General features: G+C 38.5%; 14 protein-coding genes. 10 read left to right on the forward strand and 4 right to left on the reverse strand.

All coding sequences use genetic code 11. From position 1 onward, the window contains the following. Nucleotides 1-67: 67 nt before the first annotated feature. Nucleotides 68-262, reverse strand: coding sequence for a heavy-metal-associated domain-containing protein (locus NSTC731_RS16650; RefSeq protein ID WP_094350009.1), 195 nt, complete (start codon nucleotides 260-262; stop codon nucleotides 68-70). Between the two features lie 419 nt (nucleotides 263-681). Here NSTC731_RS16650 and NSTC731_RS16655 point away from each other — a divergent pair, with 419 nt between their 5' ends. The 4 genes from NSTC731_RS16655 to NSTC731_RS16670 all read left to right on the forward strand — a co-directional run bounded on the left by NSTC731_RS16655 (nucleotide 682) and on the right by NSTC731_RS16670 (nucleotide 5,225). Next, a complete protein-coding gene (locus NSTC731_RS16655; RefSeq protein ID WP_445631754.1) occupies nucleotides 682-2,121 on the forward strand; it encodes an RtcB family protein in 1,440 nt (479 codons plus the stop codon). Nucleotides 2,122-2,286: 165 nt separating this feature from the next. After that, complete coding sequence (locus NSTC731_RS16660; protein ID WP_445631755.1) at nucleotides 2,287-3,636, forward strand: AAA family ATPase; 1,350 nt, start codon at nucleotides 2,287-2,289, stop codon at nucleotides 3,634-3,636. A 7-nt stretch (nucleotides 3,637-3,643) separates the two neighbouring features. Beyond that, on the forward strand, nucleotides 3,644-4,534 hold the full coding sequence (locus NSTC731_RS16665; protein ID WP_445631756.1) for a hypothetical protein: 891 nt from the start codon (nucleotides 3,644-3,646) through the stop codon (nucleotides 4,532-4,534). Nucleotides 4,535-5,000: 466 nt separating this feature from the next. After that, a complete protein-coding gene (locus NSTC731_RS16670) occupies nucleotides 5,001-5,225 on the forward strand; it encodes a hypothetical protein (protein WP_445631757.1) in 225 nt (74 codons plus the stop codon). Nucleotides 5,226-5,917: 692 nt separating this feature from the next. Here the strand turns inward: NSTC731_RS16670 and NSTC731_RS16675 are convergent. Next, the gene (locus NSTC731_RS16675) at nucleotides 5,918-6,253 is read right to left on the reverse strand and encodes a hypothetical protein (protein WP_322693734.1); all 336 of its coding nucleotides are present in this window, start codon (nucleotides 6,251-6,253) and stop codon (nucleotides 5,918-5,920) included. Between the two features lie 629 nt (nucleotides 6,254-6,882). On the opposite strand from NSTC731_RS16675, the gene NSTC731_RS16680 reads away from it, so the two are divergent. From NSTC731_RS16680 to NSTC731_RS16700, 5 genes are all read left to right on the forward strand, one after another. Continuing rightward, nucleotides 6,883-7,029, forward strand: coding sequence for a hypothetical protein (locus tag NSTC731_RS16680; protein ID WP_445631758.1), 147 nt, complete (start codon nucleotides 6,883-6,885; stop codon nucleotides 7,027-7,029). A 138-nt stretch (nucleotides 7,030-7,167) separates the two neighbouring features. Beyond that, complete coding sequence (locus NSTC731_RS16685) at nucleotides 7,168-7,953, forward strand: HAD family hydrolase (protein ID WP_445631759.1); 786 nt, start codon at nucleotides 7,168-7,170, stop codon at nucleotides 7,951-7,953. 167 nt (nucleotides 7,954-8,120) lie between these two features. After that, nucleotides 8,121-9,299 (forward strand): DNA double-strand break repair nuclease NurA, encoded by a 1,179-nt coding sequence (locus tag NSTC731_RS16690; RefSeq protein WP_445631760.1) that lies wholly within the window; start codon nucleotides 8,121-8,123, stop codon nucleotides 9,297-9,299. Nucleotides 9,300-9,777: 478 nt separating this feature from the next. After that, on the forward strand, nucleotides 9,778-10,581 hold the full coding sequence (locus NSTC731_RS16695) for a PAS domain-containing protein (protein WP_445631761.1): 804 nt from the start codon (nucleotides 9,778-9,780) through the stop codon (nucleotides 10,579-10,581). Next, nucleotides 10,569-12,473: a GAF domain-containing sensor histidine kinase gene (locus tag NSTC731_RS16700; RefSeq protein ID WP_445631762.1), complete on the forward strand. Its 1,905-nt coding sequence runs from the start codon at nucleotides 10,569-10,571 to the stop codon at nucleotides 12,471-12,473. Before NSTC731_RS16695 ends, NSTC731_RS16700 begins: the two co-directional genes overlap by 13 nt. Before the next feature lie 99 nt (nucleotides 12,474-12,572). Here NSTC731_RS16700 and NSTC731_RS16705 read toward each other — a convergent pair whose 3' ends face one another. After that, complete coding sequence (locus NSTC731_RS16705; protein WP_445631763.1) at nucleotides 12,573-14,744, reverse strand: DEAD/DEAH box helicase; 2,172 nt, start codon at nucleotides 14,742-14,744, stop codon at nucleotides 12,573-12,575. A 208-nt stretch (nucleotides 14,745-14,952) separates the two neighbouring features. Here NSTC731_RS16705 and NSTC731_RS16710 point away from each other — a divergent pair, with 208 nt between their 5' ends. After that, a complete protein-coding gene (locus NSTC731_RS16710) occupies nucleotides 14,953-15,318 on the forward strand; it encodes a Spx/MgsR family RNA polymerase-binding regulatory protein (RefSeq protein ID WP_445631764.1) in 366 nt (121 codons plus the stop codon). Nucleotides 15,319-15,404: 86 nt separating this feature from the next. Here NSTC731_RS16710 and NSTC731_RS16715 read toward each other — a convergent pair whose 3' ends face one another. Further along, nucleotides 15,405-16,235, reverse strand: coding sequence for a lectin OAA family protein (locus NSTC731_RS16715; protein ID WP_445631765.1), 831 nt, complete (start codon nucleotides 16,233-16,235; stop codon nucleotides 15,405-15,407). Between the last annotated feature and the right edge of the window lie 347 nt (nucleotides 16,236-16,582).

Here is a 16,582-nt window from a genome sequence, read left to right on the forward strand (position 1 = left end):
AGAAGGCAGGAGGCAGGTGGTCACTGAGCGTAGTCGAAACACTGCCTCCTGCCTTTCTTGCTAAAAATTAAGCAACTGGATAACCCGCAGCAGCTAATGCTTCCTTAATTGCTGTTTCTGATGCTTGAGTTTCAACACTGACAAGCTTGGTTGTTGGATCGGCTTGAACGCTAGCATTGGCATCGACTGCCTGAAGTGTTTTGGTGATGGTGCTTGCACAAGCAGAACAAGCCATGTTGGGAACTGTGAGTTGGAGAGTCATAGATTTACGGGATAATATGAACAACTTAGCCAGATCGGGCTGGATGATTGAGACGTATCTCTCACACATTAGAAATAACTGGAAAGAGAGTCGCCTTAAATTTATCCTAGACTCTCTAGCCGGCTGGAGAGTCTAGAGATTTTTAAAAGTTTTTCGCCAAACTTCAAATTTCTTTACAGCTTTAGATTGACTGAGTAACCGTTGCCCATCAAAAATACAACGTACTACAAAACACTTGTCATTTGATGAAACTGTGTGTTATTAAGGCTATATAACCACATTAGTCAGAATTAACTTGTTGTTTTGCCCACAGTTCTGGAAAAATGACCTTCTGCACTAATTGAGACGCGGCTGCTGAACCAAGTCTCCTCCTCTCTTCACAACAAAGGGTCTTTTTTAAGACCTTATTTGGAGTTTTCATGCAGCCAAAAAATCTCAAACGTCTCCTGCGTGCTTTAGAGCGGCAAGGTTTAGATGTAACTTATAACAATCGCACTTATTCAGTTCGTTTAGTTAATTCTCCTGATGCCCCTGTAGCAGAAGTGTTGCTGCCAGAAGACTTCCCCGTAGAAGCTAAGGCATTAAAGCAGTTAGCAAATTTAGCAAGCGTCCGTCACCCGTCAGGTGGATGCGTTTGTCGCGCCTGTGCTACGCCTGACTTTCACCCAGGTGATGCGGGTGTTGCCATTGGTTCAGTCGTAGAAACTGTGGGTCAAGTCATTCCTGGTGCTGTCGGTTCTGACATCAATTGTGGGATGCGCCTGCATGTTGTTGATTTGACAATTGAGGAATTCCTGGCAAAGCGCGACCAATTCGTAGAACGGATGAAGGGGGATTACTTCTTCGGTACGCGTGATGTGACAATGACTGCTCAAGCAATGCGATCGCTATTTCAGTACGGGGTTCCCGGTTGGCTGGATGCCATGCTAGACGAGCCTACAGGGAGTGTAATCAAATCTGATTTGCAACAACTTGCCCAAGAGAGCGAACGCATCTTCTTAGGTGGTTCAATGGATGGTGACTGGAAACTAGCACCTGAAGAATTGGTTCCCGATGCTGGACTAGTACGCGATGGCGGACTGGCAACCATTGGCGGCGGCAATCATTTTGTCGAAGTGCAACGGGTTGATAAAGTTGAAAATCGCCCACTTGCCCACGCCTGGGGAGTGCGCGAGGGACAGCTAGCTTTTATGATTCACTCTGGTTCTCGAAACGTGGGTAAGTATATTGGGGGAATGTGGCGAGATCGAGCGAAGGCGACTTGGCAAAAAGGTCTAAAGTACCCTGATTCTCAAATTTTTCCTCTCTCTACTTCTTCTCATCCTGAACTAGTTGCCAGTTACCTACAAGCTGAGGCCACTGCTGCTAACTACGCTTTTGTCAATCGCCTGTTGTTAGCAGAATTGCTACGTCTGCGTTTGCGAGAAGTATACAAAGATGTCGAAGCACCTTTAGTTTATGACTTACCCCATAACATCACCTTACCAGAAGGTCAGGGATGGGTAACACGCAAGGGCGCTTGTCCTGCCCATCTTGGACAACCAGTGATTATCCCTGGTTCGATGGGTGCTTATTCTTATCTGATGGTGGGTAAAGGGAATCCAGCATTTTGTAATTCGGCGTCACATGGGGCGGGAAGAATTCGTTCTCGCTTCGACCTCAGTCGCAAAGGTGCATCTCAAAGTCAGGCAGAACTGGGATTAACCGGAGTAGACTGCATCACCTTGCGTGAAGAACGCCGAATTGAGGAAGCACCTGCTGCCTACAAACCGATTCAGTCTGTAATTGATGTGCAAGTTGAGGCAGAAATGGTGGACGTTGTGGCGCGATTGAGTCCGGTGTTGACGTTTAAGGCGTAAGAGATTGTGAATTAGTCAAAGAAAATGAATTATTCCAGCTAAATTTCTCTAAATGTAGCTCAAGAGTTTATTGCCACCCGATTGAACGATAAAGTGTAATTAGGGGAGTAAAAGAAATTTTAGCTTTTACAACCCTATCTCTTGAAATAAGGAACAGCAATTGTTATGCAGATACTCGATATAAATACAGCTAGCCTTGCCCTATCTGTAGTTCGTATTGAAGTAGAACGACTCTTTGGTAAGTATACATATACTTTGGAAAAGAAAAATAATAATCCTTACATAGATTCTTCACTAATCATCCTTTATGGTGACAATGGTTCTGGTAAGACGACTATCCTCAAGCTCTTATTTCATCTGCTCTCAACGAGTCACAATCGCGGTCATCGCACTTTTTTAGCTAAAACCCCTTTTGCCAAATTTTCAGTCTTTCTAGCTGATAAAACAAGTATTATTGCTAGTCGAGAAAATGGTGTTTTAATTGGCTCATTTCGACTTCAGCTTTCACAAGGGAATAGCATTCTATTTACTCAAGATATCCAGGCTGAGTCTAATAATAGCGTCAAAGCAATACAAGATTCTCTACCAATATATGAATTTTATAAGAATATTTTGCAACTTCAATTAAGTGTATTTTTGTTAGGTGATAATAGAGTTTTAGATAGTGATATTTTTGAAAACGAAGATGTAGAAAATGAAAAAAGATTAAGGCGAATAGTATTATCAAATCTTGGCGATACACTTGAAGATAAATATAGCATCAATAGAGAACATGCTCTTAAAACATCTATTCATAGAACTGAAGAATGGATTCGTGAACAGGCGTTAAGAGGCGCTAACCAGGGGGCAGAAAATGTTCATAGTATATATGAGCAAATTATTCTAACAATTATTCAAAGTTCAGGCAAGATAGTTGAAGAACTACCACAATCATCTGCAATGCTAATTGAAGAACTCAAAACTCATGAGAATCGCAGCAAAGATTTTTCTCGCTTCGGGTTAATGCCACCATTAGAGGCTCAGAAAATTGTTCAGATACTACAATCTAACGCTCAAGCTGATTACTCGATTATATCAAGAGTTTTAAAACCATACTTAGATAGTGTAGCGGCACGTTTTGATGCTCTACAGGATACACAAAATTTATTGGCAATTTTTGAAACGACAATCAATAAGTTATTTTTTCGTGATAAATATATAAGGTTACATGTCAGAGACGGACTAAAAATATTTACTGAAGAAGGAAAAGAATTGTCTCCAGAAACCCTTTCTTCAGGAGAAAAGCAACTTTTACTGCTTTTTTGTAATACTCTGACAGCGAGAGATAAAGCAACAATCTTTATTATTGATGAACCAGAAATATCACTAAATGTAAAATGGCAGCGTCAACTTATTCATGCATTGCTTGAACTGACAAAAGGAAGCCAAGTTCAATTTATATTAGCTACTCATTCAATTGAATTACTTTCTCAGTACAACAACAATGTCGTTAAGCTTGTGAAGATGGAGAAATAATTGAAAAATGGAGAATGAAAGACGACGCACGCTTGACGAACTTGTAACTAGATATGAACTTGAGCCTGAACTGTGTGATATATATGTTGAAGGTAAGACAGATAAGCTATTAATAGAATGGTTTTTAGATCAAAAAGAACATCAAGGTTTTGCTGTTTATGAAATTGATACTGTTGAAATTCCTACTCCATTATTATTTGAACAAGGATTAAAAGACAATAATCGAAGTCGTGTGATTGCTCTTGCCCTTTATATAAATGATAAACTTTCAGAAACTCCTCTACATATTACATGTGTTGCAGATAAGGATTTTGATTGGCTATTTGGCAAAGAGTATCAGTGTGATTTACTATTATTTACTGATTATTCGTGTCTTGAGATGTACCTATTTAATGAGGCTGTTTTAGATAAATACCTGCGTTTAGCACTACGTTTATCTCAGCCCAAGGCTAGGGAAGTACTAAATCAATTATCTAGAGTATTGGAGGATTTATTTTTAATTAGGGCTACTAATGAAGCACTCTCATTAAATATGAGATGGCTCGAAAAAGTTAGTGAATGTTGTAAATTGAATAAAAATAATTATCAGGTTCAGTTCGACTTAAAAACTTTCATTACTAAATATTTAAATAGCAATAGTAATCGCTCACAAGAATCGAGATTCATAACTAAACTCGAAGAATTACGTGCAAAAGAACTGATAGAAATACGATATAAAATTCATGGGCATGATTTTACTGAGCTTTTGTGTTGGTACATCAGACCCTATCTTGGGAAAGAAATCAAGAATTCTTACAATTCAGAGATTCTTGCAAGGAGCTTATTGGCATGTATTGATACTGAAAAATTGGCTCAAGAAGGTCTATTTCAGCGCTTAGTGGATCGTATTGACAGATAATCTAGGCGAACAATCACCTACATCCTTCATAAAAGTCAGCCAGACCAATTTTCCATAGAGCAAATGAGATATAAGTATTCATAAGCATGTCATATAAATTAAAAATAGGGTAGGCATAGCGGGTCGTAGACATCGCTGTTTAACTATGACTAGAAAATAAATACATAGACGCAAAACGGCTGTCGCCAGATTCATATTTTTTCTAATAGTATAGCTTGTATTGATTGCCTCATAGGGCTTCTAACGATTGCCCTTCCGGAAAGTGACAGAAGAAGGATATCTAGCGCTTCCTATTTCAACAATGCAAACGATAGTGCTTTACAGCTAAATAAAAAGCCCCTGGTGTTGGCCAGGGGTATCCATCTTTATTCCCTCATCTAGAATCGCATCTGTGAAGCTATTGTAGATCCGTAGTAATGCAATAAATGCATATAATAATGATTATTTTGCAATTTTCATTCAAAACATGGGATTGTGTTCATTATCCCAACACTTGCGATCGCTCCAATTTCTGCCAGTATGTTCGCATTCAGATGCATTATCTATCCAAGGAATCGATGTAGAGTGGTACGAGTTTCCAATGGAAGCGAATAAGCTAGCACTGAATAAGGGTAATAATAAAGATAAAATTATTAATGTACAAATCGGTAGAGTGATTAAATATGCACTCAGCAGTACAATGTTGCTATGAGTCAAAATAAATGTACCTATTTTCTTGTTTTTTTGACGAGTTTTTAAGCTGGTTTTTGAATTCGAGAAATGCATAATGCAACCCTATTAATACCAGTTTATATAACAATCAAATTTGATTTTTAATAGCCAAGCTAACTGAGAGCAAGCCCGATCGGGTTTTGCTCTCAGTATATTTAGCAAAAATCAAATATGAGTCTTATATAAGTATGGATTTTTACGTAAGAATATTATTCAGGCTATACACTCTGATGTCAAAGGTACAAGTGACGACTTCTTATAATTTTTAATTTGTGGACGCAAAAAAATATTTTACATGAAAATATCTTGAAGTTTTAGCACTCGCTTTTGTGTAAGTACTGACAACTTTAAGTTATCTGGATTATTGCGATCGCTTTTTGATAAAGTGTAAATTTGAGTTCCCATCGCAGCCTTTGAGCATGGAAACCATAATTTCGAGATATTCTAATCGGCAACAGTAGTCGGGTTGGGACACAGATGACTCGCAGAAAGCTTTTCCAGAGATGAAGAGATTCCGGTTCGCAACCTTAAGTATGTGCGGACATTTGCCGAAGCTTATCCAGACGAGGAATTTGTGCAAGCAAAAAGAAGATACAGTGGGTGGGAAACGCAAAGAAACGGAGAGAGTATTTATTAATAACTTCTCCGCCTCTGTGCGTATTTAATAAACAACTACCACCAAACTCGATTTCCATTTTCGTCAACTCGTGCTTCCCGAATTACGTCGGAAATTTCTTCAGCATCTTTAACGTGATGGAGTGCTTTCTTTTCGCCGTCGGGTTCATCAACAACGAAGTAAGTAGGTACTGTGATTTTGTCGCCTGTAATATCTGGTACATCATCAATAGCTGCCTGTTTAGCCTTCTCTTCAACTGATTGAGGCTTATCAGAAATTCTATCTCCTGGATTCGCGGTTAGGTTTCTTTCGTTCACATCTGGCTTTTCACGAGAATCCCGATCTTCGCTTACTGGTTGATTAATTTGATTTTCTTGATTTTTATCACTCATGGCGCTTTCAGTTATTAAAATATGGAACTCGACTAACAACAGCTTAAAAAATCAAGGGTATAAAGAGTTCTTTCTCTGGAGAGAGTTTAAGAATATATTTTGAATAGATTTTGTGAGGAACATATCTGAGGTTATAGCCTAGCTCTGAGGTTTATAAATAACCTCCTACTCCAGAAATAAATAATAAATAAAAATTACAGTTCAGGCGCAACTCTTAAAAAATCAAATTTATTAAAATTAACCTACAGTAAACACAAATGTACATATTAATATTAATGCGATCGCACCGTAGTATATTAGTAAACCTTTGTGGGTAAATCCAATCATCATGGAAGATTATTCTACTAAAGTCAGCCAAAGTCGTGAGATAGACCTAGAAACCCAATGCTTCACTCGATCGCAAGTATTCACGCTGTCAAAATTATCTTCCAGGATCGGTTGCACTGGCTGAAGACGGCAAACAAATTCAGGCTAATGCACTATTAGCAACCGCAAAGTCAGAAATTCCGATTCTGGTAAAATTATCTGATTATTCAAAACGGGCCGCAAATTGCTGAGTACGCTATCAGTCCAATCTGTACCCATTTAGGATGTACAGTCGAGTGGGATCTTGAGAAGAATAACTTTATGTGTCCTTGTCATGGATCTCACAATATGATTCTCAGGGCCGAGTTGTTCGTGGCCCAGCTAAACGTTACTTACCACTAATCACCGTAGTAGTCAAGCAAAATCAAATTCGTTTAGTCGATGGCAAACCTGCTGTAGATCCTCGTTAACCTACCATTAACAAATCAAATTTTACAATGCCACCATACTTTTTCAGCAAATTTATGAATTATAAAAGACTAACGAAAATTACTGCATGATTTAAATTTGTCGGGTAAGCTGACAACAGCAGTTTTATTCTCAAACCAATGACCACAAGTAGTCCCCAAATTTTAGCCCTGGACTTTGATGGAGTGATTTGCGACGGATTAATTGAATATTTTGAGGTAGCATGGCGTACCTACTGTGAAATTTGGTCTTCTGCTAACGACACACCGCCAGATGATTTGGCTTTAAGATTCTATCGATTAAGACCTGTTATTGAAACAGGTTGGGAAATGCCTATTTTAATTAAAGCCTTGATAGATGGAATTTCTGACGAAAAAATTCTTCATGAATGGGTGAGCATTGCTCCACAAATTTTGTTAAACGATAAACTCCAAGCAAGAGAAATTGGTGCAAAACTAGATAACCAACGAGATGAATGGATTACCACGGATTTAAGTGGTTGGCTGAGTCTGCATAAATTTTATCCGGCTGTAGTAGAAAAAATCAAATTAACTATTGACAGTGGAGTTAAGCTATACATTGTGACAACGAAAGAAGGTCGTTTTGTACAGCAGTTGTTACAACAAGAAGGAGTAAATTTCCCACCAGAATCAATCTTTGGGAAAGAAGTTAAGCGTCCCAAATATGAAATTTTGCGAGAATTAATTCAGTCATCAGAAGACAAATCTGTTAGTCTCTGGTTTGTAGAAGATAGACTCAAGACATTACAATTAGTCCAACAGCAAGCAGACCTTGAAAATGTGAAACTTTTCCTTGCAGACTGGGGTTATAATACCCAAGCAGAAAGAGAAACTGCTCAAAACGATCCGCGAATTCAGTTGTTATCACTTTCTCAGTTTGCCAAAGATTTCTCAGCTTGGCTTTAATATATTAAATATCTAGTCAAAAAGAGACGTAGCACTGCTACGTCTCTATAAGGATTTTGAATAATGCATATTTAATTTCTGACGTATTTATATAAAAAAAATATGTATGTCAATTTAGGTGAAATAATAACTCACAAGTATTCACTCCTCACTTCGCACTTACTTTTATGCTTGACCTAACAAAACTGGCGCGACAAATGCAGGGTTTAAGTCAGCATCTTACTTTAGAAGCTGCTGCTAGTCGTCAGCGTTTAGACCTGGCACAACAACATTTAAAAAATGCTTACGAGTGTCAACAAGATTTAATCGATCGCCAGGAAAAATGGCGCGATCGCATTCTCTTTGCTAATGCTACCCCAATCGAGCCGCTAGAAACCTGCATCGATATCCCAGTTCCCCCAAAAATTCATACTGTCATCGCTACCGATGGTTCCCAAATTGCCCCCAACCATCATGAAATTGCTTACTGTTATCTGCTAAATATTGGCAGAGTCGTCTTGCACTACGGACAAAATCGCCATCCATTACTCGATAGTTTGCCAGAAGTATTTTATCGCCCAGAAGATTTATATATGTCTCGGCAATGGGGAATTAGAACCGAGGAATGGATGAGTTTTCGCCGCACTGCTTCCGAAACAACGGTGTTAGCAGAACTTGCGTGTGATGCAGCACAAGCGGAAACGCCAGCGCTAGCGATGGTAGATGGTTCGCTAATTTACTGGTTTTTAGAACAATTGCCGATGGATGCACGCGATCGCATTTTACCCCCCATCCTAGAAGCTTGGCAGCAGATGCGTGATGCTGGAATTCCTTTAATGGGTTATCTTAGCGCCTCTCGCAGCATCGAAACAATGAACTTTTTACGGTTATTAGCTTGTCCCCATCCAGCGCCAGACTGTAAAAGTCATTGCCCAAATCAACTAGAAAAAGTACCTTGTAAAATTTTTGAACAGTTGCGAGATACTTCTGTTTGGGCAAACCGACTCAAACCAGGACAACGCAGTACCTTGTGGCGCAGCAATTCCCCCATTTTGGAACTTTATGGCGATCAAACAATTTACTTTTGCTACGTCCACGTTGGCACCGAAATCGCCCGCATCGAAGTTCCGGTATGGGTAGCCGAGAATGCAACCATGTTAGACCAAGCACTGGGACTGATGTTAGCACAAGTGCAAAAAGGATATGGTTATCCTGTAGCGATCGCCGAAGCGCATAATCAAGCAGTAGTAAAAGGTGGCGATAAAGCGCGTTTCTTTGCTCTACTTGAACAACAAATGATTAAAGCTGGTTTGAAAAACGTGGGAACTTCCTACAAAGAAGCCAGAAAGCGCGGGAGTATTGCTTAAAATAATTTGTAATCACGCTCCTGCGGACGCTCGAATACTCGCTAACGCTAACGCTGCGTTAACGTAATTCATAATTCGTAATTGAATTCTTAACTACAAATTACGCTTTGCGGTACTAATACCTTAGCTACTTAAGGACAATTACAGATAAAAGTTCTGATGAATTCAGTTTACGTAACACTTCTTATTTTAAATTTAAAATCTAAATGTTTACTTTACAGCTTTTTAGGGAAACCTTTATTTAGTAGAGAATTAACTCAATAACTAGCTAGTTTCCTCAGTAGAAACTACTAGATACTTATTGGCTCTACATCAAGTTAATTACGTTTTTATTGGTAAGCTCAACAGTCTTGGTTAGAACTGGCATTACGTGAGTTCCTGGGTTGATAGATGACATCAAAATGGTAATTAAACTTCAATAAATAAACGTATTAACTGATTTAACCTTTTTCAAAAAAGATTCATACCTAAAAAGCTGATGAAACTAGTTAAATATGAGTTCAACAAATCTGAAGAAAAATACTCCCGTTTTTTTTCAATTTCTTTAGATTTATTGTGTATTGCTAACTTTGATGGTTATTTTAAGTATTTAAATCCGGTATGGACAAAAATATTAGGTTGGTCAATTCCGGAACTTGTTGCTCAACCCTTTATCGAATTTGTTCATCCTGAAGACCGTGAATCCACTATTGTTGCAGCTGAAAAAATTGCACAATCTGTAGATGCAGTTAGCTTTGAAAACCGCTATCTTTGTCAGGATGGTTCTTACAAATGGCTGTCATGGAATGCAACTAGTTTCAGTGAAGAAAAGTTGATTTATGCAGTAGCTCGTGACATAACTCTTAATAAAGAGAATGAGATAGCGCTACAAAAATCTATCAAAGAATTAGAAGCTTTTAAATTTGCCTTAAATGCTCATTCCCTGGTAGCTATTACTGATAAATCTGGAAAAATAACCTATGTCAATGACCTATTTTGTGAAGTTTCTAAATATTCTTCAGAAGAACTTCTAGGGCAAGATCATCGGATTATCAATTCTGGACACCACACAAAAGAATTTTTTGCAAATTTATGGAAAACTATTGCTCAAGGAAAAATATGGAAGGGAGAAATTCAAAATAAAGCCAAGGATGGAACTTTTTATTGGGTTGATACTTTGATCGCCCCAATGTTGGGACAAGATGGAAAGCCCTATCAATATGTATCAATTCGTACAGATATTACACAGCGTAAGCTTTCAGAGTTAGCTTTATTGGAGCGATATCGCGCTTGTCAGTTTTGAGTGCAGAAGTCAGTTTAGCCTTATCTCAAAGTGGCACACTTCCAGAAATTCTGCAAAATTGTACAAATACTATTTCCCAATACCTTGATATCGGCTTCGTTTGTATCTGGACATTTGAACGCCAGACAAACCAGCTACAATTGCAAGCTGGCGTTCATTGCACAGAGATTACTTGTAGTGCTTTGAGCGATACTCAAGATTTCCCAGATCATATCGCTTTAGTTAATAATACTATTGGCTTAATGATTCAAAACCATCAAGCTATTTTTAATCAAGAATTATCAATTAGTAATTCAGTAAAGCTTATAGAGTCTACATTTTCAATTTCTCGATTTTCCGCTTATCCTCTGATAGTAGAGCAGCAATTAATCGGCATCATTGCTTTATTCAGCAAGCAATTATTTACCGAACCAACTCATAACTTATTAAATTGGATTGCTAATAATATTGCTGTAGCTATTGACCGAATCTGGGCGCGAGAAGAACTCCTCAGCCGTCGGGAAGCCTTATTACTGCGTTTAGCTAGCCAAATCCGCAGTTCTCTTAACCTAGATATGATCTTAGAAACAGCTGTGAACGAAATTCGCAGCTTATTACAAATTGACCGTTGCTACTTTCTTTCTTATTTACCGCACCCATCTCAACCAAGCCTGACTATTACCTATGAAGCGCGAAACCCTAACTTGACAAGTATGTTAGGCAGTATTCCACTGCAAAAAAGTAATTTTCTGACTCAAACCCTTCTCTCTCAAGAACTAATTTGTATAGAAAATATTAATAGTAAATCACCACTTGATTATGATATGCAAGAACTTTTAACTGAGTTTGGGATTACATCTCAACTAATGCTACCAGTTAAAAGTAATTCTGGAGAGATTGGAGCGATTGTGTGCAGTCATTGCAGTGGCGATCGCATTTGGAATAACAGTGAAATTAGCCTACTACAAGCTGTTTGCGATCAACTAGCGATCGCCATCGATCATGCACAACTTTATACCCAAAGTCGCACTGCTACTTTAGAAGCTCAAACCCAAGCTGAAAAACTCACCGAAACCTTGCATAAATTGCAACAAACTCAATCTCAACTGATCCAAAATGAAAAAATGTCTAGCTTAGGACAATTAGTCGCTGGAGTTGCTCATGAAATCAACAATCCAGTTAATTTTATTCATGGTAACTTAACCTTTGCTAACGAATACTTTCAAGAGATGTTAACTCTGTTGCACCTTTATCAACAACATTATCCCCAACCGGAAGTAGAAATTGAAAATTTCGCTAAAAAAATTGATTTGGAATTTCTTACGAATGACCTTTCTCAACTCCTATCATCGATGAATATGGGTACTAATCGTATTCGTGAAATTGTTTTAGGATTGCGAAATTTTTCTCGCCATGATGAAGCAGATAAAAAATTAGTTGACATTCATGAAGGAATTGAAAATACCTTATTAATTTTGCATCATCGGTGGAAAAACAATGGAATTGGCTTGGATATATCTATAATTAAAGAATATGGCAATTTGCCTCTAGTTGATTGTTATGCTGGCCAGTTAAATCAAGTGTTTATGAATATTTTAACTAATGCGATCGATGCCTTAGAAGAGTCAATGGTCAAGATAAAAACAAATTATAAACCGCAAATTGTAATTCGTACTGAAATTTTAGAGAGTAAATTTGTTGTCATCCGAATTGCTGACAACGGATTAGGAATGGTAGAAGATATTAAAAAGCGGTTATTCGATCCATTTTTTACCACAAAACAGGTAGGTAAGGGAACAGGTTTAGGATTGTCAATTAGCTACCAAATTATAGTAGAAAAACATGGTGGAATTTTGAATTGTCTCTCAGAACCAGGAAAAGGCACAGAATTCTGGATTCAAATTCCAATTTAAAACTTTTGAAGACTGGAAAATCTTAAATTATGATTTGCGATCGCTCCACAAATTAATTAAAAAATAGTTAATTTGTTGAAATCATTCCGAATTATCTTTTTATCCCCACAACTTCACTTGTTTTTTGAGTTCATTCATATCCAAATAATCATTAGCAAAAGCTTTTCGTAAAAGTGAATGAGGAATAAAAGCATCATATTTTTGAATTTCCGGTGCTTCTGAGCTACTGACTAAATCTTCTGGAATAATTCTTTGTTCGCATAATGAACTAATTTCACGATAAAGATATTTAAATTTATCCTTGCCTAATTTAATTGTCAAATAATAGGGATTTACTCCGCCAATACTTGTAATTTCCAACGATTCCCGACAGTATGAGTTGAGTAATCTTTCTAAGGTGCGATAAGCAACCGTACCCATCCAAGGAAAAATACAGCATTTACCTTTTTCTAATTGCAAAATATTCTGCCGATCTAATCCAACTTGCTGCGCCATTTGGCGAACTTGACATAACCGTTTACAAGCATTTTTTTGTAAGTAACTATACTGGATATTCTCAAATAATACTTGCTGCATTCGTTGTAAAACTTTGGTATGAATAGTCCCACCACCACCACGCCAATAAATACTAGATTTTCCCTCAGCTTGTTTAACAAAAATAGCCTTTTTTTTAAAGTCAACTTCTACAACTTCCCAACTTCTACCAGCTAAAGCAAATTGATTGCCAACAGGAAGCGGTGTGACAATACTGCCAATTTCTGTTGTACCTTGCTTAACAATATATTCTTGCTGTTCAGCAAAGACAGCATAAAACTGAAATTTTCTCACCACTTTTTCTCCTGCCAAACCCAGGATTAATTTACCTTGTTCAGTCTGCTGAATATGACCAATATCAATTAAATAACGTAATAATAGTTGAAAATCTTCTTTTAAAAGAGCAGTAAAGGGGGACAGATTAAAAATTTGTTTAGCTAGAGCATTAGCTGAAATTTCCCCTGCTGCTGTTAAAATACTCATGGTTTGGTGATAAAGCAAACTCAAAGGATATTTAATTGGTCTAATTGGTTCAATCCATTGTTCCTCTAAATAAAGTTGAATTATCGCAATACACTGTAAAAGTTGCCAGGGGATTTGTTCTGGTAGAGAAGCTTCTGCTAATGGCTTATCTTCAGCGCAGACAAAACGCATATCAGCAGCTTCTCCTCTTCTACCACTTCGTCCCAAGCGTTGTAAAAAGCTAGCTACAGACAAGGGTGATTCTAACTGAATCACTCGCTCTAAATGACCGATATCTATGCCTAATTCTAGAGTCAGAGTGGCGGCGGTAACGGCTGGATTGTTGGGTTCACGCATCGCATTTTCAGCAGCTTGCCGTAAGCTAGCAGATATACTCCCATGATGCACATGATATATATCTGGTAGTCCTTGTTTTGTGGCAATTTGTCGCAAAGATGCAATTACAGATTCGGTTCGCGTGCGATTATTAGCAAATATCAAGCATTTGCGAGACTTGCTGAGGTTGAAAATATATTGCTCATCAGCTGTCGCCTCTGATTCATCTACTTCATCATTAATATAAAAATGTTCTACAGCTAGTTTTATTTGCCGTTTTATACCATCAATTTTTGGTGTAATTACTGGTTTATCTGTTCCCGATCGCAGCCAATTTTCCGCTATTGAGTAATTCCCAAGAGTTGCCGATAAACCAATACGACGCGGTTGTTTTTGCGTCAACTTTGCTAAACGTTGTAATTGGCAAATAATTTGACAACCGCGTTCTGAACCCATAAAGGCGTGAATTTCATCAATGATAACAAATTTTAAATCACCAAATAAGCGAAGTAAGTCGTTATTTTTATTAATTAGCAAACTTTCCAGAGATTCTGGAGTAATTTGCAGAATCCCTTGAGGATTCTTTAAAAGCTTGTTTTTTCTAGTTTGCGAAACATCGCCATGCCAGTGCCAAACTGGAATATCTGCTTCTTTTAGTAAATCATTAAGACGCTCAAATTGATCGTTAATTAAAGCTTTAATTGGACTAATATATAATGCGCCAATTGTGGCAGCAGGGTTTTCATGTAATAGAGTCAAAACTGGTAAAAAAGCTGCTTCTGTTTTCCCCGCAGCAGTTGCAGCAGTAACTAGCAAGTGAGCATCAGTGTCGAATATAACTTGACAAGCGGCAATTTGAACTGGTCGTAATTCAGTCCACTGGTGATGATAAATATATTCTTGAATGAAGGGTGCAAGTCGGCGAAAGGCATCGCTCATATTGTTTCTGGATAAAAATGTTAGTAAAACTACTCCTTGGTATTTCAGAATCCTCGAATCATGGATCGACGAGTTCCATGCTTGGAATTACCGATTGCTAAAAGCGATCGCTACTCTTAAATTTCTGCCGTAGAGATTCAACGACAAGAGCATTGATGGCAGAAATTCCACCTACTATGTCATATATGAAGATTGTTTTAATTATTTTATGTCTATTCAAGTCTACGGAATTCCCAATTACAGCACTTGCAAAAAAGCTTTGACGTGGCTCCAACACAACAACATTGACCATGAATTTATCAACACCAAAGATACTCCGCCGACTCGTGAGATGATTCAAAACTGGGTAAAGTCTTTGGGTTTTGCTCCCATGCGAAACACCTCTGGTCAATCCTACCGCGCTTTAGGAGATGAAAAGAAAACTTGGGCTGATGAACAGTGGGTTGATGCATTCACTCGCGATGCAATGCTGCTCAAACGTCCACTTTTCGTCAAAGATGGAACAGCTGTGCTGGTCGGCTTTAGAGATGAGGGAATAGTTCGAGAAAAATTAGATTTAGCTTCAACATCATAACCCCCTGCCACGAAACAGCCGGCAGGGGGTTAGGGGTGCGGTTCAGTACTTACTTAACTGAGAACGGGTATAGGGCGATCGCCTTTTTAGATTTGGTGCGATCGGAAGCCGATAGGCCCTTCACCAGCATAGGTCGTGGTTCCAGTTAGGGTCTTCCCACCATCACTAGATGTGAGGTTGAGCGCCACTACATTCTGTTCCACACGACTACCGATTATCCAAGTCCCACCAGGATTCCACGGCGCTGTATTACCACCCCACTGGTTTTCTACTGTGTAGTTGTTGCTGCCAACAATGTTACCTTTAAAGCCGATGGGGCCTTCACCAGAATATGTGATAGTTCCAGTTAAGGTTTTACCGCCATCGTTCGATGTAATATCGATCGCAACAACATTTTGATTGGCGCGAGAGCCAAGTACCCAAGTCCCGCCAGGATTCCACGGAGCAGATGAGCCTCCCCACTGGTTTTCCACATTATAGACACGGCCATCAACAGCAGCACTCTTAAAACCGATAGGGCCTTCACCAGCATAAGTGATAGTTCCAGTCAGGGTTTTACCGCCGTCGCTTGATGTAATATCAATCGCAACAACATTTTGGTTTCCCCGCGAGCCGAGTACCCAAGTCCCGCCGGGATTCCACGGAGCAGATGAGCCTCCCCACTGGTTTTCTACATTGTAGGTGTCGCTCCCAGTTAAGTTAGCCTTAAAACCGATCGGGCCTTCACCAGAATATGTTGTGGTTCCAGTAAGTGTCTTACCGTTGTCATTGGATGAAACTTTGAGTTCGACAATGCGCTGATCTGCTCTAGCTCCAATTACCCATACTCCACCAGGATTCCACGGAGCAGAGGCACCACCCCACTGATTTTGTACATTGTATAGATTATTAGCATTAGTAGTTGTTGTAGCTGTCATTGTTTTCCTCCAAAATTTTGATTGTTTAGTCAAAGTGAATCTGTAGCAATCCAATTTGATTCGGAAAAAATTACGCACAATTAACAATACCTTTGCCAAATTACGAGGCTTGACATCGAACAAACCTAAGATTTTAAATGCTTCTTTCTACCATGTAACAAAAAATTACGTCAAGAAAATTCTGTTCTGTATGGTTTTACAGAAGTAGTTTTAACTGTCGTGTAAGTATGAGTGCAGATTCTAGTTTCTGCCTCATATTCAAGCAAGCGCTTGTCTTAGGCTATTTTGGCAAAAGTATTGTTAAGCAGCAAATGTTACTGTTTTGCGCTGTCGTAGTTATACTAGTA

The organism is Nostoc sp. DSM 114167 (assembly GCF_052692655.1).

Bases quoted from the DNA above. Each gene is read 5' to 3' on its own strand.
- NSTC731_RS16695 (WP_445631761.1), top strand. From the start codon at position 9,778: ATGAAACTAGTTAAATATGAGTTCAACAAATCTGAAGAAAAATACTCC.
- NSTC731_RS16675 (WP_322693734.1), bottom strand. From the start codon at position 6,253: ATGAGTGATAAAAATCAAGAAAATCAAATTAATCAACCAGTAAGCGAA.
- NSTC731_RS16665 (WP_445631756.1), top strand. From the start codon at position 3,644: ATGGAGAATGAAAGACGACGCACGCTTGACGAACTTGTAACTAGATAT.
- NSTC731_RS16660 (WP_445631755.1), top strand. From the start codon at position 2,287: ATGCAGATACTCGATATAAATACAGCTAGCCTTGCCCTATCTGTAGTT.
- NSTC731_RS16690 (WP_445631760.1), top strand. From the start codon at position 8,121: ATGCTTGACCTAACAAAACTGGCGCGACAAATGCAGGGTTTAAGTCAG.
- NSTC731_RS16685 (WP_445631759.1), top strand. From the start codon at position 7,168: ATGACCACAAGTAGTCCCCAAATTTTAGCCCTGGACTTTGATGGAGTG.
- NSTC731_RS16710 (WP_445631764.1), top strand. From the start codon at position 14,953: ATGTCTATTCAAGTCTACGGAATTCCCAATTACAGCACTTGCAAAAAA.
- NSTC731_RS16650 (WP_094350009.1), bottom strand. From the start codon at position 262: ATGACTCTCCAACTCACAGTTCCCAACATGGCTTGTTCTGCTTGTGCA.
- NSTC731_RS16655 (WP_445631754.1), top strand. From the start codon at position 682: ATGCAGCCAAAAAATCTCAAACGTCTCCTGCGTGCTTTAGAGCGGCAA.
- NSTC731_RS16670 (WP_445631757.1), top strand. From the start codon at position 5,001: ATGGGATTGTGTTCATTATCCCAACACTTGCGATCGCTCCAATTTCTG.
- NSTC731_RS16715 (WP_445631765.1), bottom strand. From the start codon at position 16,235: ATGACAGCTACAACAACTACTAATGCTAATAATCTATACAATGTACAA.
- NSTC731_RS16705 (WP_445631763.1), bottom strand. From the start codon at position 14,744: ATGAGCGATGCCTTTCGCCGACTTGCACCCTTCATTCAAGAATATATT.